This is a genomic window from Halarcobacter bivalviorum (assembly GCF_003346815.1).
Lineage (GTDB): Bacteria > Campylobacterota > Campylobacteria > Campylobacterales > Arcobacteraceae > Halarcobacter > Halarcobacter bivalviorum.
On record NZ_CP031217.1, the window covers coordinates 513,109 to 532,156 of the forward strand.

General features: G+C 27.2%; 21 protein-coding genes. 20 read left to right on the forward strand and 1 reads right to left on the reverse strand.

What is annotated here, in order from left to right; translation table 11 throughout:
• The first annotated feature begins 90 nt into the window (after window positions 1–90).
• Genes ABIV_RS02565 through ABIV_RS02635 form a run of 15 tightly spaced genes read left to right on the forward strand, consistent with a single transcriptional unit; the run spans window position 91 to window position 15,954 of the window.
• Entirely contained in the window at window positions 91–1,497 is a 1,407-nt protein-coding gene (locus ABIV_RS02565) for a methyl-accepting chemotaxis protein (RefSeq protein WP_114838407.1), read from the forward strand.
• Between the two features lie 8 nt (window positions 1,498–1,505).
• Window positions 1,506–1,883, forward strand: coding sequence for a response regulator (locus ABIV_RS02570; protein ID WP_114838408.1), 378 nt, complete (start codon window positions 1,506–1,508; stop codon window positions 1,881–1,883).
• Between the two features lie 6 nt (window positions 1,884–1,889).
• The gene (locus tag ABIV_RS02575; RefSeq protein ID WP_114838409.1) at window positions 1,890–4,031 is read left to right on the forward strand and encodes a PAS domain S-box protein; all 2,142 of its coding nucleotides are present in this window, start codon (window positions 1,890–1,892) and stop codon (window positions 4,029–4,031) included.
• A gap of 1 nt (window position 4,032) precedes the next feature.
• Entirely contained in the window at window positions 4,033–6,561 is a 2,529-nt protein-coding gene (locus ABIV_RS02580) for a PAS domain-containing sensor histidine kinase (protein ID WP_114838410.1), read from the forward strand.
• Between the two features lie 38 nt (window positions 6,562–6,599).
• Window positions 6,600–7,412 carry a TIGR00282 family metallophosphoesterase gene (locus ABIV_RS02585; RefSeq protein ID WP_114838411.1) on the forward strand — a complete coding sequence of 271 codons (813 nt, stop codon included), beginning with the start codon at window positions 6,600–6,602 and terminating at the stop codon, window positions 7,410–7,412.
• Window positions 7,405–8,064 carry a 3-methyladenine DNA glycosylase gene (locus tag ABIV_RS02590; RefSeq protein ID WP_228254326.1) on the forward strand — a complete coding sequence of 220 codons (660 nt, stop codon included), beginning with the start codon at window positions 7,405–7,407 and terminating at the stop codon, window positions 8,062–8,064. The genes ABIV_RS02585 and ABIV_RS02590 overlap by 8 nt, the downstream gene beginning before the upstream one ends.
• On the forward strand, window positions 8,061–8,852 hold the full coding sequence (locus ABIV_RS02595; protein ID WP_114838412.1) for a P-loop NTPase family protein: 792 nt from the start codon (window positions 8,061–8,063) through the stop codon (window positions 8,850–8,852). Before ABIV_RS02590 ends, ABIV_RS02595 begins: the two co-directional genes overlap by 4 nt.
• A 5-nt stretch (window positions 8,853–8,857) precedes the next feature.
• Window positions 8,858–9,097: a hypothetical protein gene (locus tag ABIV_RS02600; RefSeq protein ID WP_228254327.1), complete on the forward strand. Its 240-nt coding sequence runs from the start codon at window positions 8,858–8,860 to the stop codon at window positions 9,095–9,097.
• 13 nt (window positions 9,098–9,110) lie between these two features.
• The gene (gene ubiE, locus ABIV_RS02605; RefSeq protein ID WP_114838414.1) at window positions 9,111–9,821 is read left to right on the forward strand and encodes a bifunctional demethylmenaquinone methyltransferase/2-methoxy-6-polyprenyl-1,4-benzoquinol methylase UbiE; all 711 of its coding nucleotides are present in this window, start codon (window positions 9,111–9,113) and stop codon (window positions 9,819–9,821) included.
• A gap of 30 nt (window positions 9,822–9,851) precedes the next feature.
• Window positions 9,852–11,039 carry an exodeoxyribonuclease VII large subunit gene (xseA, locus tag ABIV_RS02610; RefSeq protein WP_114838415.1) on the forward strand — a complete coding sequence of 396 codons (1,188 nt, stop codon included), beginning with the start codon at window positions 9,852–9,854 and terminating at the stop codon, window positions 11,037–11,039.
• A gap of 51 nt (window positions 11,040–11,090) precedes the next feature.
• Window positions 11,091–13,268 carry a methyl-accepting chemotaxis protein gene (locus ABIV_RS02615; RefSeq protein WP_114838416.1) on the forward strand — a complete coding sequence of 726 codons (2,178 nt, stop codon included), beginning with the start codon at window positions 11,091–11,093 and terminating at the stop codon, window positions 13,266–13,268.
• A 12-nt stretch (window positions 13,269–13,280) separates the two neighbouring features.
• Window positions 13,281–13,685, forward strand: coding sequence for a PAS domain-containing protein (locus ABIV_RS02620; RefSeq protein ID WP_114838417.1), 405 nt, complete (start codon window positions 13,281–13,283; stop codon window positions 13,683–13,685).
• Window position 13,686: 1 nt separating this feature from the next.
• A complete protein-coding gene (locus ABIV_RS02625) occupies window positions 13,687–14,172 on the forward strand; it encodes a chemotaxis protein CheW (RefSeq protein WP_114838418.1) in 486 nt (161 codons plus the stop codon).
• Between the two features lie 13 nt (window positions 14,173–14,185).
• The gene (locus ABIV_RS02630) at window positions 14,186–14,578 is read left to right on the forward strand and encodes a response regulator (RefSeq protein ID WP_205526947.1); all 393 of its coding nucleotides are present in this window, start codon (window positions 14,186–14,188) and stop codon (window positions 14,576–14,578) included.
• Window positions 14,578–15,954 carry a response regulator gene (locus tag ABIV_RS02635; RefSeq protein ID WP_114838419.1) on the forward strand — a complete coding sequence of 459 codons (1,377 nt, stop codon included), beginning with the start codon at window positions 14,578–14,580 and terminating at the stop codon, window positions 15,952–15,954. The genes ABIV_RS02630 and ABIV_RS02635 overlap by 1 nt, the downstream gene beginning before the upstream one ends.
• Window positions 15,955–15,972: 18 nt before the next feature.
• Here the strand turns inward: ABIV_RS02635 and ABIV_RS02640 are convergent, their stop codons facing one another.
• Window positions 15,973–16,503 (reverse strand): peptidylprolyl isomerase, encoded by a 531-nt coding sequence (locus tag ABIV_RS02640; protein WP_114838420.1) that lies wholly within the window; start codon window positions 16,501–16,503, stop codon window positions 15,973–15,975.
• Between the two features lie 145 nt (window positions 16,504–16,648).
• Here ABIV_RS02640 and ABIV_RS02645 point away from each other — a divergent pair, with 145 nt between their 5' ends.
• The 5 genes from ABIV_RS02645 to groES all read left to right on the forward strand — a co-directional run bounded on the left by ABIV_RS02645 (window position 16,649) and on the right by groES (window position 18,968).
• Window positions 16,649–17,008, forward strand: a complete 360-nt coding sequence (locus ABIV_RS02645; RefSeq protein WP_114838421.1) for a (2Fe-2S) ferredoxin domain-containing protein — start codon at window positions 16,649–16,651, stop codon at window positions 17,006–17,008.
• Window positions 17,009–17,028: 20 nt separating this feature from the next.
• Entirely contained in the window at window positions 17,029–17,412 is a 384-nt protein-coding gene (gene panD / locus ABIV_RS02650) for an aspartate 1-decarboxylase (RefSeq protein WP_114838422.1), read from the forward strand.
• Window positions 17,405–17,728 carry a YbaB/EbfC family nucleoid-associated protein gene (locus ABIV_RS02655; RefSeq protein ID WP_114838423.1) on the forward strand — a complete coding sequence of 108 codons (324 nt, stop codon included), beginning with the start codon at window positions 17,405–17,407 and terminating at the stop codon, window positions 17,726–17,728. Before panD ends, ABIV_RS02655 begins: the two co-directional genes overlap by 8 nt.
• Window positions 17,729–17,731: 3 nt before the next feature.
• Window positions 17,732–18,595 (forward strand): polyprenyl synthetase family protein, encoded by an 864-nt coding sequence (locus ABIV_RS02660; RefSeq protein WP_114838424.1) that lies wholly within the window; start codon window positions 17,732–17,734, stop codon window positions 18,593–18,595.
• 115 nt (window positions 18,596–18,710) lie between these two features.
• Window positions 18,711–18,968, forward strand: a complete 258-nt coding sequence (gene groES, locus ABIV_RS02665) for a co-chaperone GroES (RefSeq protein WP_114838425.1) — start codon at window positions 18,711–18,713, stop codon at window positions 18,966–18,968.
• Window positions 18,969–19,048 lie beyond the last annotated feature (80 nt).

Below are 19,048 nucleotides of genomic sequence, written 5' to 3' on the forward strand. Positions count from 1 at the left end.
AAGCACTTTAAAAAACTTTTTTGATTATAAAGCCCTATTAAGATATAATATTTACTTAATTTTACAAAATATTTTAAAGGCATAATAGAGATGTTTTTTTCGAATACAAAGAAAAATAACCAAGAATTAAAAAGTTTAAAAAATGAGCTTGAACTACTAAGAGAAGAATTATCTTTAAAAGATAAAAAAATTGAAAATCTTGAAAAGAAAATTGAACTATCTTTTAAAGATGAACAAAAAATTTTAGAGCTAGAAAAAGAGAAAGAGTTTTATAAAAGATTAGCTGAAATTTCTCAAGAAGAAGGCTTAGTTGCTTTTAATACAAATGATGAAGTATTATTTATAAATAGAAGAGCAAAATCTCATGAATTAGATACAAAGATATTATTAACAGCAATAAAACAAGGAAATCAAACAGTTGTTTTAAATGACTGTGAGGCTTCAATTTTATTAGAAAAATATGAAGATAAAGTTATTGCTTCATTAAGACAAACTTCAGTACATGACAATAAAGAGGGTGGCTTATTAGAAAGACACAATCAAAATATGACTAACTCTTTAACAACTACACAAAATGCTTATTTAGACCTTTTAGATGAACTTCAAAGTATGATGAAAGAATCAAAAGATACAGCAGAAGGTTCTACAAAAGGTTTAGAACTTACAAATGAAATTGTAAGTGATACAGAAAACCTTCATAAAGAAATAGAAATTGAACATGAAGTAGTAAACTCTTTAGTTGCAAAAAGTAAAGATATAGCTGATGTTATTAATATTATTCAAGAGATAGCTTTTCAAACAAATATACTTTCATTAAATGCAGCAGTAGAAGCAGCAACAGCAGGGGAAGCAGGAAAAGGGTTTGCGGTAGTAGCACAAGAAGTTAGAAATCTTGCTAATAGATCAGCAGAAGCAGCTTCTCAGATTAAAAATGTTGTTGATTTAATTCAACATGAAACTCATAAAATAAAAAATAGTTCAGATGTAGTTTCAGAAGTTGTTGCCGAAACAAAAAATAGAGTAGAAGTATTAAGTGATTTAATGAATGGTTTCCAAAGAAACTCTAGTAGGTCTGTATATGAAGTTGAGAGTGTTTCAAATAAAATTTTTATTAATCTAGCAAAATTAGATCACGTAATTTATAAAAACAATCTATATCAACTAATTTTTGGAGCGGAACATAACTTTAAAGCAGTTGACCATCATAATTGTAGATTAGGTAAGTGGTATGATACAGGATTAGGTAAAGAACAGTTTAGTTTTGTTCCTTCATATAGACATTTAGAACATTGCCATTCAATAGTACATAAAGAGGCAAATGAATTAGCAAGTGAATGTTCTGGAAATGAAATCTCTTGTTCTAAACAGCTAATTGAACAAAAAATTGCTTTAGTTGAAGATGCGAGTGAAGATGTATTTAAATATCTAGATAAAATTTTAGAAGAAAAAAATAATGCAGTAATGAAAGATGCTGCAGCTAAACTATTTAATTCATAGGATTAATGATGGAAAAAAAGATTTATGAAATAGCAATTATAGATGATGAAGTAGAAATTCTACAACTAATTGACAAATATTTAAAAAGAACTCAAGAGTATAAAATAACAACTTTTTCAAATCCAAAAGTTGCTCTTGATTCTTGTATTAGAACAAAATATGATTTAATATTATTAGATATTATGATGCCAGGAATGGATGGTTTAGAATTTTTAGAAGGAATAAAAAAAGAGATTCCTTCTCAAAAAGTTTGTATGATGACAGCATATTCAACTTTAGATAAAGTTTTAAAGTCTCACAAACAAGGTGCTGAAAATTATATAATGAAACCCTTTCCTTCATTAGATGCTTTAGGTCAGAAAGTTAGAACTTTACTAGAAAAGTAGTTTAAAATGAATAATAATAAGTTGGTTTTTAGATATAGTTTTCTATTTCTTATTTTATCAACTATCTCTTTAGTTGTACTTCTCTTTTCTAAAGCTAATTTAATTGAAAAGCAAAAAGAAGATGTACAAGTTAAAAATAAAAATATAATTAATCTTTACAAGAAGAAGAGTCTTGATGTATCAGAGCTCTTCTTTTTTACTTATGTTCATAATAATAAAAATCTTGAAAACATAATAAAAAGTAGTTATTCAAAAGAAGAAAAGTTTGCTTCTTTGGATAAATTATATGAGAAAAAATTAACATTTTTTAAAAAGCATCATCTAAAAGAGATAAACTTTTATGCCTTAGATGGAACACCTTTATATAAAAGTTCTTTTGAAAAATATAATAAGAACTTAAGTAATGAATATAAAAAAGAGATTCAAGAAGTCTCAAAAGAGTTTAATTCAAAGGTTATTCTTTCAGTTAATGATACAAATGCTTCTATTCAATATTTAAGAACTATTTTTGACAAAAATCTAAATCCCCTTGCAATATTTGAAGTATCTATGGATTTACCAAAACTTGTTCATGAAACCTTTATTGAAAAAAACTTTCAAATAGATTTTATTTTTGATAGATTAACTCTAAAAAAAAGAGTAAATAAAGAATTCATAAAAAATTATTCTCCTCACTATATAAATCCAAATTTTATGTATCAAAACTCTTTTTATACTAATAGATTTATTACTAAGAAAATTCCTTCAGAAGCTTTAAAACAAATTCGAGAAAAGATGAAAAATATGCATAGTTTTGTTGTTGACTATAGGTTAGATGACAAATATTATATTACAAGTTTTATTCCTGTAAGTGACTATTCATATTTAATGTTAAATGTAAAATGTGATGAATATGAAAATATTGTTAAGAGATATGATTTATATATTTATGTTTTAATTGCAACCATTTTTATAATAACTCTTTTACTTTTTATAATCAACCTTTTTTATAATAGATTTAGAATTACAAAATCAAAACTAGATAGTATAAGTAAAAGTATAGATAAGTATGTAATTGTGGCTGAAACTGATTTAAGAGGGACTATTACTTATGTTTCTGAAGCTTTTTGTAATGTAAGTGGATATAAAAAAGATGAACTTATTGGTAAATCAATTAATGTGGTAAGACATCCTGATATCTCAAAAAGATTTTATGAAAATATGTGGTCAAAACTAAGTAATGATGAAGTTTGGGAAGGTGAGATAAAAAATATTGATAAAAATGGAAACTCATATTGGGTAAGAGGAAATATTTTACCAATTTATGACCTTAAAAATGAAAAAGTAGGGTATCGATCAATTAGAGTTAATATTAGTGATGAAAAACAACTTTTAAAAGTAAACTCTTTATTAAAAAGAGACCTGTTTTTAAAACTAAATGAGATAAAAACAAGAGATAGAATGAATATTGATCAATCCAAAATTGTTTTAATGGGACAGATATTAGATGCTTTCTCTAATGAGTGGAAAAAGCCTATTTCAAATCTTTCTTCAAAAATACTTGCCTTTGAAAATAGTGTTGCAGAAGATTCTTATAATAAAAACTATCTTAATACTTTAGCAAAAGAGCTAGGAATAGAGTTGAAAATTTTATCTATGCATTTAAATGAGTTTAAAACGCTCTTTTCTCATAATTCAAGTGAAGATAAATATAATGTTTATAATGCAATAAAAACTGCAATTGCCTCAGTATCTCAAAAAGATGTGACTATTTCTTTATTGGGAGATGAAACTTTAGAAACTTTTGGAGTTTCATATGATTTAAGAAAGATTATTTTAGGAATAATTTATAACTCAATAGAAGAGTTTAGAAAGAAAAAAATTCCCCATGGCAAAATAACTATTACAATAAATAAAACCAATGATAATTTATTAATCAAATGTAAAGATAATGCAGGTGGAATTCCTCAAGAATTTTTAAGTAAAATTTTTGAAACAGGCTTTAGTACAAAAGAGAATCTATCTTCAAGAGGCTTACCTTTACATATAGCAAAACTTATTGTTAGAAAATTAGATGGTGATATTTGGGCTAAAAATGAAGATAATGGTTGTTGCTTTTATATAAAATTAATTACAAAAGATAGAAGAGAAAATAGGAGAGAACAATAATTTGAAAGTCCAATTTTCATTAAAACTATTTTTAGCATTTTTGCTATTTTCATTAATCTTTTTTGTTTTTACCTCTTTTTTGACATATAAAACTTTTCAAACAAAAGTTGAACAAAAAAATATTGAAAACTTCTTAACAAAAGCAGAACTATTTCAAGAAAGATTAGATGATATTATTAGCTCAAATGAGACACTTATGTATGCAATCTCTAATGCACCTTCTTTTAAAAAAATCAATAATAAGGAGATTTTGGAAGAAGAGATTAAAATCTTAGTAGAGAGTAATGATAATATCCACTCTTTAAAGATTATAAAAAATAGTGGAGAAAGTATATTGTCTTTAGAAAAGAAAGATAGAAAAGTATATAAAACACCACTTGAATTAAGTCATTTAATCCATTTTTATTTAAATAATGAAGAGATAGAAAAAAACAGACTATTTGTTACAGAACCTTATTTATTAAAAGAAAAAGAAGAGATAAAACTACCAATTGAAACAGTAGTTGATTTGATTTATAAAGTTGAAGAAAAAACAATATTTGTCTCTTATAAAATAGATACACTTCTTGAATCAATTAAAAAAATAGATTATTTAATAGATAAAGATTTAAATATAGTTTATGATAAAACAGGCTTAAACTCTTGGTCAAAATATTATAACCCTAATTTAAACATTCAAGATTTAATAAGAGGTTTTAGTAATAGAATCTTTAGTGATAGTTTTATTGTAACTAATTCACATTATTTAAAACAGATATTTTTTAATAAAGAACATTTTTTTACCCTTGTTGATGATAATGAAAGATTAACTTATAAAGACTTTTTTTTAAAGTATGAAAACTCTTTTTATAATGTAGCTTTTCTAATGTTCATTATAACTTTTATAATGTCAATGATTTTTACAACTCCCTTATCAAATATCAATAAAAAATTAGAGAGTGAAAAAAATGTTTTAAGTGACTCTATAAAAAGAAATAGTTTAATGCTAAATGATAGCCTTGCTTTACTTGATCAACATGTAATGTATATAAAATTAGATACAAATTTTATAATTCTTGATACAAGCTCTTATTTATCTAGAGTTACAGGCTTTGAAAAACAAGAACTTTTAGGTCAGAAATATAGTTCACTTCTTACTAAAAATAGCGCAAAACATTTTGAAGAACATATTATTAATATTTTAAATAGCATTGGAACTTGGAATGGAGAGCTTCAAGGAATTAAAAAAATTGCAGGAGATTATTGGGTTAAATCAAATATTCAACCAGATTTTAATGAATTTGGAGAGTTAATAGGATATACCGATATTAGAAATGATATTAGTGATAATAAGAGAATAGAAAAACTATATAATGAATTAAACTATCAAATAGAACAGTTAAATACAATTTTTCAAAATGCAAATAGTGGAATAGCATTAATAGATTTTGATGGAAACTTTAGAAGATTTAATGAAAAGTTTTTTAATCTTTTTAAGTATACAGAAAATGAAATAGTAGAGAAAAAAATTTTTGATTTAGTTGATAGTGGAAGTCTTGATTTATTAAAAAAAATAATAGAAGAGGTTAAAGAATATGGTTCAATTTTAAATATAGAGCTAGTTTTTATTTGTAAAAATCAAGAAGAGTTATATTTAGATGTATCATTAAATCTTTTACCTGATAGAAAAAATATAGTTATGGTTGCAAACTCTTTAGAAGATAAAAGAAAACTTCAAGAACTTAATCATAATTTAGAATCAAGAGTTGCACAAGAAGTTAAAAAGAATATAGAAAAAGATAGAATCCACCAAGAAGAGCAGATAAAAAATGCAAAACTTACTTCTATTGGGACTTTAGCAGCTGGAATTACTCATGAAATAAATACTCCATTAACATATTTAAAAGGTAATTTTGAGATGTTAACTATGGATATTGAAGATTTAGAAGATAAAACAGCAAGAGATAATATGCTTGAAAGCTGTGAAAAAATAGAAGAAGCAATTAATCGTATTGCTGTAACAGTAGAATCAATGAGAGAGATATCTCAAAGCTCTTCTGAAGCAAGAGAAAGAGTTAATATCTTTGCTACATTATTTACTTCTTTAACAATGGCATACAATGTTTCTAAACAGATTTCTAAAATATATCTAAATAATAAAGAGTTTACTCCAACAACTATTGATAAAAATGATTTTGAAATCTTTGCAAAAGTTCAAAAACAAAGAATTGAACAAGTCTGGATTATAATCATTAATAATGCTCTAGATGAATTAAAGAATATGCAAGATTATGAACAAAGAGAGTTAAGAGTAGATGTTTATCAGCAAGAAGATGAGGTAATTGTAAAGTTTTCAGATAATGCAGGTGGAATTAATGAAGCAATAATTGATAAAATTTTTGATCCTTTTGTTAGTTCAAAAACTCATAGTGGAATGGGAGTTGGATTAAATATTGCTAAAAAAATTATTAATGACCAAGAAGGAGAGATTTTAGCTTATAATAGTGAGATAGGTGCAGTATTTGAAGTAAAGTTGAAATTACAAGAATAAGTAGCTACAATTTCAACTATTTTAATTAAAGGACTATTTTGAAAATAGCATTTATAGGTGATATTGTAGGCAGACCTGGTCGAAAAATTATAAAACAGCACTTAGAAAATATTAGAAGAGAATTTAAAATTGATGCTGTAATCGCAAATGCAGAGAATGCTAGCCATGGTTTTGGACTTACTGTAAAAAATTGTCAAGAACTTTTAAATAGTGGCATAGATATTATAACAGGAGGAAATCACTCTTTTGATAAAAAAGGTGAAATGTTCATTCTTTTAGATACTAAACCAGTATTAAGACCTGATAACTACCCAAAAGGACTTCCTGGTTCTGGTTGTAAAATATTTGAAATAAATGGTGAAAAACTAGCAGTTATAAATTTAATGGGTCAATTTGCAATGCCAACTGTAGAGAATCCTTTTAATTGGGCTATCTCTTTAGTAGATGAGTTAGAGAAAAAAGAAGTAAAAAATATTTTTGTAGATTTTCATGGAGAAGCTACAAGTGAAAAAAGAGTTATTTTTACAATGTTAAAAGGTCGTGTAAGTGGAGTTTGTGGAACACATACTCATGTGGGAACTGATGATTTACAAGTTGTTGATGGGACAGCATACTTAACAGATATTGGCTTAACAGGTTGTAGAGATAATATAATAGGAATGGATAGTAAAATTCCTATTGAAAAAGCTACAACTGGTATTGGTGGTCATTTCTCTATTCCAAGTAATTGTAAAACAATTTTACAACTAATGATAATAGATATAAAAGATGGAAAAGCAGTTGATTGTTTTAAATTAAAAAAATATTGCAATAAATCTGATATTATAAAAACAGAGGCAATCTTTGATTGAAATAAGTAACAGTTTTGAATTATTAAAATATCTAAAAGAAGAGAGTCTACTAGAAAAATATCCTGAGTTTTGGTGGCCAAATGAAAACTCTTTTGAAATATTTTTAGGTGCAATCTTAACTCAAAATACAAAATGGGAAAATGTTGAAAAATCCCTAGCTAATTTACGAGAAAAAAACCTTTTAAGCTTAGAAGCTATAAATAGAGTAGATTTAGAGACTTTGGTTTTAGCAATTACTCCAAGTGGTTTTAAAAATCAAAAATCAATAAGAATTAAAAAAATAGTTTCAAATATTTTAGAAGAGTTTTTTACTTTTGAATCTTTTTGCAAAAGTGTTGGTAAAGAGTGGCTTTTAGAACAAAAAGGAATAGGTTTAGAAACAGCAGATGCTATTCTTTGTTATGCTTGTAGACAAGAGATAATGGTTGTAGATAAGTATACTCAGAAATTAGTAAGCTCTTTTGGCTACGAGTTTGAAACATATGAGGATTTGCAAGCTTGGTGTGAATATGGAATTAATGATAATTTAGATAAAATATTTGACCTATATGGATATGAAATATCACTTAATAAGCTATATTGCCGATTTCATGGCAAAATTGTTGAGTATATGAAAACAAGAAATAAACAGTTTAATAAGGGAAAAAAATGATAATAATTCCACAGACTAAAGGTGGTGTTGGTAAATCTACTGTTGCAATGCAAGTAATTGCTCCTTATTTATTTAAAAAGCATGGTAAAAAAATCACATACATTGAAATTGATGATGAAAACAATGATAGTAAGTCTTTTACAAGAACTGAAATTGTTGAAAAAAGAATGTTAGGAACAAATAAGCTAACAGAATTAGATGAGCTTATTTTAATGGATGACAAACATGAAATTATTGTTGATGTTGGTGGAAATAAAACCTCTTCATTAGTACTAGAAGAGATTAAAAAAGTAGGTTCATTTGGAAATATCAAATGGATTATTCCTTTAGGTGATGGGGAGTTAGATGGTAAAAATGCCATTGCTACAATGAAAAAAATCAAAAAAATTGAAAATAACCTTGAAGAGAATACTTTATTTGCTTTAAATAGAGCTATTTCAATGGATCAAGAGTATATTGAAGAACAATTTATTAACTTCTTTGGACATAAATATTTAGATAGTAATTCTGTACTTTGTGATTTTTTAAAAGACCCAAAATATTTTGCAGTTAAAAATGATAAAGTAATTACTATGAGTAGATATTTAGGAAGTACTGTTTGGGAAATGGCTTATAACAATACTGACTTTGCTAAAAAAGCAATGCAAGCAAAAGAGTTAGGTGACTTAGATAGTGCTAGAAAATATCTTTTCTTTAGAAGAATTCAAACAGAAGCAAAAGATTATGTACTTGGAACATTAAATAAAATCTTTTTTGATTTAGATAAGTGGTTAGATATTAAAAAATGAGTGATATGACTTTTAAACAAGCCAAAGAGATTGTAGAAAGGCTTGAATTAGCAGAACTTAGTCTAAGAAACTCATTTGATAGCATGGATCATGCAAGAAGATCACTTGATGATTCAGTAATTCAACAAAAAAAAGTATTAAAACAGCTACCTGAAAAAGATAAAAAAATATCAATCTTATATTTAATTATTATGCTTAATATTGGTTTTATAGCTGGCTTATTTGTTGGAAAATATTTATTATAATTTAGGATAATTGATGGATAAACAAGAAAAAATTGTATCTATGTTTAATGATATTGCGGGAAGATATGATATTGCAAATAGAATTTTAAGTATGGGAATTGATAAGTCTTGGAGAAACAAGGCTTGTAATAAAGCATTAAGTTTATATAACAAAGATAGTTTAGAAAAAATTGTTGATGTTGCTTGTGGTACAGGTGATATGATTGATTTTTGGAAAACAGTTGCTAGAAAAAATGGAATTGAACTAAAAAATATTGTTGGTGTAGACCCTAGTGTTGGGATGATGGATGTTGCAAAGAATAAATTTCCAGAAGTAGAATTTATTGAAGCAGGTGCTGCTCAAATGCCACTTGATAGTAATAGTGCAGATCTTATCTCTATTTCATATGGAATTAGAAATGTAGTACAAAGACAAGAGGCTTTTGATGAGTTTGCAAGAGTACTTAAAAAAGATGGTCTTGTAGTTATCTCAGAGTTTACAAAACAAGAAAAAACAAATATCTTAGACCACGTTACTGATTTTTATATGAATAAAGTTTTACCTACAATTGGTGGAATTATTTCAAAAAATAAAGAAGCATATAGATATTTACCTGATTCAATTGATGAATTTTTAACAACTGATAATCTATGTAAAGAGTTAAAACAAGCTGGACTTGAGCCAATTCATGTTCAATCTTTCTCTATGAAAATCTCTACACTTATTATTGCAAGAAAAATTTAATTTCTTGCAATAATATTGCAAAGGAAAAATTTGAATTCTGCAATTTCTGTTTCAACATTAAATACTCAAATAAAATCTCTACTTGAAACTACTTTTATCAATGTTTATGTAGAAGGTGAAATCTCTAATTTAACTTACCATAATTCTGGACACATCTATTTTTCAATCAAAGATGAAAATTCAACAATCTCTTGTGTGATGTTTAAAGGTAATGCAAAATATTTAAAGTTTCAACTTGAAGTAGGCCAAAAAGTCACTATTACAGGGACAATAACAGTATACACCCCAAGGGGAAGTTATCAACTTATGTGTACTAAAGTTGAACCCTCTGGACAAGGAGCTTTGGCTCTTGCTTTTGAACAATTAAAAGCAAAACTTCAAGCAAAGGGTTATTTTGAACAAGAAAGAAAGAAAAAACTTCCAAGCTATCCTAAAAAGATTGCATTAGTTACTTCTCCTACTGGTGCAGCAATTGAAGATATGAAAAAAGTTGCAACAAATAGGTGGCCTTTAGTTGAACTTATACTTATACCTACTTTAGTTCAAGGAGAGAGTTCAAAATTTGATATTGTTGAATCAATCAAATATGCAGATAGACTTGAGGTTGACTTATTAGTTGTAGGAAGAGGTGGAGGAAGTATTGAAGATTTATGGGCTTTCAATGAAGAGATAGTTGCAGATGCAATTTATAATTGTGAAAAACCTGTAATATCTGCAGTTGGACATGAAATAGATTTTTTAATTTCTGATTTTGTTGCTGATGTAAGGGCTGCAACTCCTTCAAATGCGATGGAAATTTCACTTCCTGATATTAATGAACATAGAATTTATTTAGACAATTTTAGTACAGATTTAGAAAATAGATTAAAAAATCTTTTAAATAAAAAAGAAGTAGATTTAAAAAATATGTATAAACTTTTTGAACAAAATTCTTTAGATTCAAAATTTAATTTTATTTCAGAGCAAATAAAAGTATTAAAAGAGCGTTATTTTAATATCTTAAAGAATTATTTCCAGAATAAACAAAGCCGACTTGATTTATTAAAAGAGCAATTAAAATTAAGCAATCCTGATAATAAATATAAAAATGGATATGCACAATTATCAATAGATAATAAAATAGTTAACTTAGAAAATCTTGACCTTAATGATAAAGTTACACTACAAACCCCTAAAACAATTGCTTTGTGTACCATTGAAGATATAAAAAAGCAATAGTATTTTAAGTTTACAGTAGATAAAATATAGCAACATTCTTAAGGAGCGGGCATGAAGGAAAGTTCTATTGCAAGTAAAATTCTAAGTAGAATTTTAGTAGTTGCTGCATTTATCATTGTAATTGCTGCAGGAATCTCATACTATATTGTTATGGGAATGAAGAAAGATATTGAGCTTCAAACAAAAAATCATTTTGAACTTCTTATTCAAGAAAGAATCAAAGCAAAGCTTGATATAGGTATCTCAAATGCAGTTACAATCTCAAAAAACAGTGATATTATTGAAGCCCTAGAAACAAATAATAGAGAATTAGCAGTTGAAGCATTAGCTGGAATCTCTAGTGCAATGAAAAATGGAACCTCTTTCAAAAATGTAAAAATTCATATCCACGATAAAGATGTAAACTCATTTTTAAGAAATTGGAAGCCAGAAAAATTTGGTGATGAATTAAGCTCTTTTAGAAAAACTATCCTGGAAGTTAAAAATACTCAAAAACCTTTAGCTGCAATTGAAGTAGGGCGAGCAGGTTTAGTATTAAGAGGACTTTCTCCTATTTTTAGTAGTAGTGGAGAATATATTGGTTCTTTAGAATTTATTCAAGGTTTTAATTCTGTTGTTAAAGATTTTAAAGCAGAAGATGAATTTCTTTTAGTTTTAATGAATGAGAGTCTAAAAAGAGGAGATGCTTTAACAGAACAAAACAAAGTTGGTAAATATTATATCTCACAAAAAGAAGTTGATGAAAAGTTTAAGAATGCAGCAACTTCTTTAGATTTTAATGATTTATTAACTAAAGGATATTTTACTGATAGTTCGTATTTTTATTCAAGTTTCCCTATTAAAGATTTTCAAGGTAATGTAATTGGTCAATACTTAACAGGAGACCATATTAAACATGTAGATAATAGTTTCAATGAATCTGCAAATTTAGTTTATTTTATGCTTATAATGATGGTTATATTAACTTTAGTTTTAGTTAGTGTAACAGTAATTTTATTTAAGAAAATTGTAACGGGTGGATTAAATAAGTTTAAAAGTTCATTTGCTCATTTTTTAGATTTTATCTCATTTAAAACAAATACTTTTAAAAAACCAGCTGTTTATACAAATGATGAAGTTGGTCAAATGTTGACAATGTTAAATGAAACAGCAGATATTTTTGATAAAAAATTAAAAGATGATATGAAAGTAATTGGAGAGATTGTTCTTACTACAGATAAAGTAGAACAAGGTATTTATAAGTGTAGAATTCATGCAAGTTCTGATAATCCAATGATTGTTACTTTGAAAAATACTCTTAATAAAATGCTTGATGAAAATGAAAAAAATATGAGTGAAGTTGTGAGAACAGTAACTCACTTTGCAAATGATGATTATACAGATAAAGTAAATATCTCTCCAAAACTTCAAGATAAAATGTTAGAAGTTATGGAAAGTATAAATAAGCTAGGAGAGGCATTAGGGAGTAACGCAAGATTAAACTTAAATAATGGACAAACCTTAGAGAATAATTCAGCAACAATGACAGCCTCAATGAATAACCTAGCAGCAAAAGCGAATGAACAAGCAGCCTCATTAGAAGAGACAGCAGCAGCAGTAGAAGAGATTACTTCAATAACAAGAAATAATGCAGAGAATGCTACAAAAATGGCTGAGCTAGGAAAAACAGTAAGAACATCAGTAACAACAGGAGAAGAGTTAGCAAGCAAAACAGCAAGCTCAATGGATGAGATAAATGAAAAAGTAACTTCAATTAATGAAGCAATTACTGTTATTGATCAAATAGCCTTCCAAACAAATATTCTTTCACTTAATGCAGCAGTAGAAGCAGCAACAGCAGGAGAAGCAGGGAAAGGATTTGCAGTAGTAGCACAAGAAGTTAGAAATCTAGCAAATAGAAGTGCAGAAGCAGCAAGAGAAATAAAAGACTTAGTAGAAGATGCAAACCAAAAAGCAAATGATGGTAAAAAGATATCAGATGAGATGATAAACGGATATAAAGAATTAAATACACATATATCAGAAACAATCCATATCATAGAAGATGTGTCAAAAGCAAGTAAAGAACAGATGACAGGAATAGAACAAATAAATGATGCAGTAACAATGCTAGACCGAGTAACACAAGAGAACGCAAGTGAAGCGAATCAAGTAAAAGCAATAGCAGATGAAGTAGCAACAATGGCAAATGAACTAGTAAGTGACGCAAAAAGTAAAAAGTTTAACTAAAGGAAGAGATAGATGGCAGCAGGACAAGAGACAGTATTAGATGAATACGCATTCCTAGTTAGTGAGACAGATGCAAAAGGGATGATAAGATTTGCAAATGATGATTTTTGTAAAATAGCAGAATACTCACTAGAAGAGTTAGTAGGGAATCCGCATAGTATGGTAAGACACAAAGATATGCCAAAGAAAGCATTTAAAAGCTTGTGGGAGACAGTACAAAAAGGTGATACCTGGACAGGATATGTGAAGAATGCAACAAAAACAGGAGGGTATTATTGGGTATTTGCAACAGTATATCCATTTGAGAGTTGTGATGGAACAAAAGGATATTTATCTTGTAGAAGAAAACCATCAAGAGAAGAGATTTTAGCCGCTGAAAAACTTTATGCTCAGTGGAATTTAGAAGAAGGAAGGTAACATGGAAAAAAATAAAATGAATAAAGAAGAAATTGTAAATAATGCTAATACAAGTGAGTATATGACATTTGAACTTGGTAAAATGAAATATGCAATTGAATTACCAAAAATAAGAGAGATTTTAACTTATCCTGATTTAATTACTACTCTGCCAAATACAAAAAAATGGGTAAAAGGTTTAATCAATCTAAGAGGTGAAGTTGTTCCTATTTTAGATATTAGAATCAAATTTAAAACTGGTGAACCAATTTATAATGAGAGTACTGCTGTAATTGCAGTTATTACAGAAGATAAAAGAATGATTGGATTAGTAGTTGATAAAGTTGATGATGTACAAAGAATTGATATCTCGTCTTTAGCTCCTGTATCAGATATGGGGTCTGCAATTCCCTCTAAATATTTAAAAGGTTTTGTAAGATTAGAAAACAATCAAATGTTAGTAATTATGGATGTTGAATCTGTTGTTGATAAAGAAGAACTTCGATAGGTAGGTTTTCATGATGGAAGAAAAAATCAAAAAACTTAGGTCAATGAAACTTCTTTTTGTAGAAGATGAAGAGGATTTAATTGAAATAATATCTGATACATTAGATAAATTAGATAGTAATTATCTAACTGCAAAAAATGGGGAAGAAGCCTTAAAACTTGTAGAAGATAATCCTGATTTATCTATGATAATAACAGATATTAATATGCCCGTAATGAATGGCTTAGAGATGATTGAAGAGTTAAAAGCAAAAAATATTAATCTTCCAATAATTGTAATGTCAGCTCATACAGAATTAGAGTATATAAATAAAGCAAAAGAACTTGGTGTAAATGATTATTTACTAAAGCCTTTTGATTTTATTAAATTTATAAATTTAATTGTTGAATTGGATAAAAATAACTAATGTCTAATATTGATAAAAATCTTTTAAAAAGATTAAAGGTTTTATATGTGGAGGATGATGCTAGTGTTAGAAATGACCTAGTTAGTCTTTTATCAAATTTTTTTCAAAATGTTTTTTTTGCAGAAGATGGCAAAGAAGGACTTAGAGTCTATGAAGAAAATAAAGATGAAATCGATGTAATAATTGCAGATATCAATATGCCAAATTTAAATGGTATTGATATGGTAAAAAAAATTAGAGAAATAGACAAAGATGTTTTTGTACTTTTTGCAACTGCTTATTCAGATAATGAATTTCTTAGTGAAGCTATAAAGTTAAAGGTATTTGAATATGTAACTAAGCCTATTGATATAAGAAAGCTTATGAATATTTTAAATGATTTAGCACTTATGAAATATCAAGAATTTTTATTAGATCAGCAAACAAAAGAACTAAAAAAGTATAAAGATATTATCTATAATAATAATATTGTAATTAGAACTGATAGTGATTTTAAAATCAAATATGTAAATCCTCTTTTTTGTGATATTACAGGTTTTTCAAATGAAGAGTTACTTGATAAAGATATTGATACTCTTAGACATCCTGAAACAGATAAAAAAATCTATGAAAAAATAAAAATGATGGTTCCTGTTAATAAGCAATTTGAAGAGAGAGTTAAAAATATAAAAAAAGATGGAAGTTTTTATATTTCAAATACTTCTGTAGTTGCTGTTTTAAACGACTCTGGTGAGTTTGTTGGTTCTTTAATGATTCAAAAAGATGAGACACAAGAACTTACTAAAAGAAGAGAAGTTCAAACACATTTAATAAAAGACAAAGGTGAAATTTTTATTAAAGGTAAGGAAGCAAGTGCAGAATTACAATATGAAATAAATAGATTAAAATTTGAAATTGAAAAATTAGAAAAAGAGCTAAGAGTATCAAAATCAGATAAAGATAAATATATTTATAGTCTTGAAAAATATAGAGTAGAAAATAAAAAAGTAAAACTACAATATAAACAACTTAAAAATGAAACTGATATGATAGAAGAGAAACATACTCTTGTAAAAAAAGTAAATAAAGAGAATGCTGATTTAAAAATCGAAAATAAAATGTTAAGTACTAAGTTAGAAAATATTGAAACAAATCATGAAAAAGAGTGTAAACAAATAAAAGTAAATTATGAAGTTGAATTAGATGATTTAGAACAAGAACTTAATACTTTAAAAGAGAAACTTGAAAATGTAGAAAATGCAGAAGCTGTATCTCAAAAACTTTCATATTGGAAAGAGAAAGCAAAAGCTGAAGCAAAAAGAGTAGAAAGACTTGAAAAAGAGCTTTTAAATATAGCTCCAAAAGATGTTTTAGTTAGAATATTTGGAAGCTCTTAAAAAGCTTCCAAAATAAGATTATTTAATCTCAATAGAGATAATTTTTTGATCACTTAAAGGTTTATCACCTTGATATCTTCCTGAAGTAGGAACATTTTCTATTTTTTTAACAATATCCATACCACTTTTCACATATCCAAAAATAGTATGTCTACCATTTAACCAATAAGTTGGAACTGTTGTAATAAAAAATTGGCTTCCATTTGTATTTGGTCCTGCATTAGCCATAGCTAAAATTCCTGCTTTATCAAATAAAGCTTTTGAAGAGAATTCATCTTTAAAAGGTTTCCCCCAAATAGATTCACCACCTCTACCTGTGGCAGTAGGATCTCCACCTTGAATCATAAAACCTTTAATAACTCTATGAAAAACTGTACCATTATAGTATCCGTTTTTTGAATGAGTAACAAAATTTTCAACTGCTTTTGGAGCTAAATCTGCTCTAAGCTCAATTTCAATATCACCTTGATTAGTTTTAATTGTTGCAATAGGGTTATTTGCTTCTAAAAACATTACAAGTGAAAATAAAAAAAGAAAAATCTTTTTCATTTTAATCTATCCTTTATCTATTTTATAAAGAAATTAGTATATTCTTTGAAGATTTAAAACATTATTAAAGCTTATACTTTAGATGAGTTTAATAAAGATTTGTTAAAATTCAAATAATAATTTCATATAGGTTAAAGGATTAATTATGATGCCTCAAATGCCTCAACCAACATTTTATATTTTTAAGTGTGAACAAAGTGCTCCTCCAGGAATGCCAAAACCTTCATGTGTAAATGAACAAACGCAAGATTTATTTAACTATCTTGCTCAAAGTTTAATGCAAAAGGGTATAATGGGACCAGTTCAAGCAATAAGAACTTCATGTTTAGGAAGATGTCAAATGGGACCAGTAATGATGGTAGAACCAGGTCATTATATGTATAGCAATTTATCTAAGGAAAAAATAGATAAAATAGTGCAAGAACATATTATAGGCGGTACTCCTGTACAAGAATATTTAATTCCAGAACAGTTCTGGGGTGAACCTATAAATTTAGCTCAATAGAGTAAAAGGGAAAAGACAAAATGACATTTGATATGCTGTATAGTAAAATACACAGAGCGACTGTTTCAGATGCAAATCTTAATTATGTAGGCTCAATTACAATTGATGAAGACTTAATGAAAGCTGCAAAGCTTAGAGTTGGTCAAAAAGTAGAGATTGTAAATGTGAATAATGGTGAGAGATTTGCTACATATGTTATTAAAGGAAAAGCTGGCAGTAAAGATATGTGCTTAAATGGTGCAGCTGCTAGAAAAGTAGAAATTGGTGATAAAATTATTGTTATCTCTTATGCTTCGTATACAGAAGAAGAGCTAGAAAATTATTTACCAACAGTTGTAATTGTTGATGAAAAAAATAATATTGAAACAATTACAAATGAATTAGTAGGAAGTGATCATGTTTGATGGTATTGATTTAAGTAAAATCAATTTAAATGATGTGATGGGTCAAGTTCAAGAGATGGCTGATAAAGCTAAAGAAGAGAATGCAAATAGAATTTTCACTGCAAAAGCTGGTGGAGGAATGGTAGAAATCTCAATTAATGGAAATAGTGAAGTAATTGATTTACAAATTGATGACTCTTTATTAGAAGATAAAGACTCTTTACAAATCCTTTTAATCTCTTGTATGAATGATGTAATTAAACAAAGTGATGAAAATAAAAAAGCTATGGCAATGAGTATGATGGGTGGATTTGGCTCTTTTGGTCAAAAATCTTAAATCATGAAAAAACTACTAGAAACTTTTGAATCTCATTTATTAAATAATTTACCAAAATCTAAAACTTTTCACCCCCATTTTGAAGAAGCTTTAGCAGATATGCTAAAAGCTGGGGGAAAAAGATTTAGACCTATGCTACTTTTAGCTGTAGTTAAATCAAGAAAACCACTTCTTATAGCAAACTCTTTAGATGTTGCTCTTGGAATAGAGATGTTACATACATACTCTCTAGTTCATGATGATTTACCTGCTATGGATAATGCTGATTTAAGAAGAGGTTTTCAAACTCTTCATAAAAAGTATGATGAAGTAACAGCTATTTTAGTTGGTGATGCTTTAAATACTGAAAGTTTTAATAAAATAGTAAACGCTTCACTACATAATGATATTAAAATTGAATTAATCAAAACTTTAAGTAGTGATGGTGGAATTGATGGAATGATTATAGGTCAAGCTATTGATTGTCATTTTGAAAACCAAAAAATTGAGTTAGAACAATTAGAGTTTTTGCATATAAATAAAACTGCAAAATTAATTGCTGGTTCACTTAAAATGGGTGCAACTATTGCTGAATATAGTGATGAAATAAAAGATAAACTTTATTCATTTGGGCTTGATTTAGGTTTATTATTTCAAATTCAAGATGATATTATTGATGAGACGCAAACTGAAGAAGAAGCAGGTAAAACTACACAAAACGATGAGGCTAAAAACTCATTTGTAAATCTTTTAGGTTTACAAGGTGCAAAAGAGGCAGCTGATAATTTAGCCAAAAAGTGTGAAAATCAATTAGAAAAATTTGATGAAACTTTAAAAGAAAACTTGATAGAACTACTGTCAAAATACCTTTTTAGACACAATTCATAAAACTTTAGTCAATTATACTCATACCTCTTGACAAATTATCAAAAATTTTATAAAATTTGGCACTCTATTTTTTTGAGTGCTAATATTTTAAATATAGACTTTATAGGAGAATTAAATGAATTTTAAACCATTAGGAAAAAGAGTTCTTGCTCAAAGAACTGAAGTTGAAGAAAAAACTGCGAGCGGAATCATCCTAGTAGATTCTGCAAAAGAAAAACCTAATACTGCAAAAGTAATTGCTGTTGGTTCTGAAGTATCAGAATTAAAAGAAGGTGATATTATTGTATTTGAACAATACAGAGGATCAGAACTTTCATTAGAAGGTGAAGATTATTTAGTATTAGATATTGAAAATATTATAGGGGTTATGTAATAAATAGGTTACTTAGCAACCTAAGCACTTACATAAAATTATTTTACATAGTAAAATTTTTAATAAATAAAAAACGTTTA

Coding starts and splice junctions, on each gene's coding strand:
- ABIV_RS02565 (WP_114838407.1), top strand. CDS start 91: ATGTTTTTTTCGAATACAAAGAAAAATAACCAAGAATTAAAAAGTTTA.
- ABIV_RS02570 (WP_114838408.1), top strand. CDS start 1,506: ATGGAAAAAAAGATTTATGAAATAGCAATTATAGATGATGAAGTAGAA.
- ABIV_RS02575 (WP_114838409.1), top strand. CDS start 1,890: ATGAATAATAATAAGTTGGTTTTTAGATATAGTTTTCTATTTCTTATT.
- ABIV_RS02595 (WP_114838412.1), top strand. CDS start 8,061: ATGATAATAATTCCACAGACTAAAGGTGGTGTTGGTAAATCTACTGTT.
- ABIV_RS02600 (WP_228254327.1), top strand. CDS start 8,858: ATGACTTTTAAACAAGCCAAAGAGATTGTAGAAAGGCTTGAATTAGCA.
- ubiE (WP_114838414.1), top strand. CDS start 9,111: ATGGATAAACAAGAAAAAATTGTATCTATGTTTAATGATATTGCGGGA.
- ABIV_RS02615 (WP_114838416.1), top strand. CDS start 11,091: ATGAAGGAAAGTTCTATTGCAAGTAAAATTCTAAGTAGAATTTTAGTA.
- ABIV_RS02620 (WP_114838417.1), top strand. CDS start 13,281: ATGGCAGCAGGACAAGAGACAGTATTAGATGAATACGCATTCCTAGTT.
- ABIV_RS02625 (WP_114838418.1), top strand. CDS start 13,687: ATGGAAAAAAATAAAATGAATAAAGAAGAAATTGTAAATAATGCTAAT.
- ABIV_RS02630 (WP_205526947.1), top strand. CDS start 14,186: ATGGAAGAAAAAATCAAAAAACTTAGGTCAATGAAACTTCTTTTTGTA.
- ABIV_RS02635 (WP_114838419.1), top strand. CDS start 14,578: ATGTCTAATATTGATAAAAATCTTTTAAAAAGATTAAAGGTTTTATAT.
- ABIV_RS02640 (WP_114838420.1), bottom strand. CDS start 16,503: ATGAAAAAGATTTTTCTTTTTTTATTTTCACTTGTAATGTTTTTAGAA.
- ABIV_RS02645 (WP_114838421.1), top strand. CDS start 16,649: ATGATGCCTCAAATGCCTCAACCAACATTTTATATTTTTAAGTGTGAA.
- panD (WP_114838422.1), top strand. CDS start 17,029: ATGACATTTGATATGCTGTATAGTAAAATACACAGAGCGACTGTTTCA.
- ABIV_RS02655 (WP_114838423.1), top strand. CDS start 17,405: ATGTTTGATGGTATTGATTTAAGTAAAATCAATTTAAATGATGTGATG.
- ABIV_RS02660 (WP_114838424.1), top strand. CDS start 17,732: ATGAAAAAACTACTAGAAACTTTTGAATCTCATTTATTAAATAATTTA.
- groES (WP_114838425.1), top strand. CDS start 18,711: ATGAATTTTAAACCATTAGGAAAAAGAGTTCTTGCTCAAAGAACTGAA.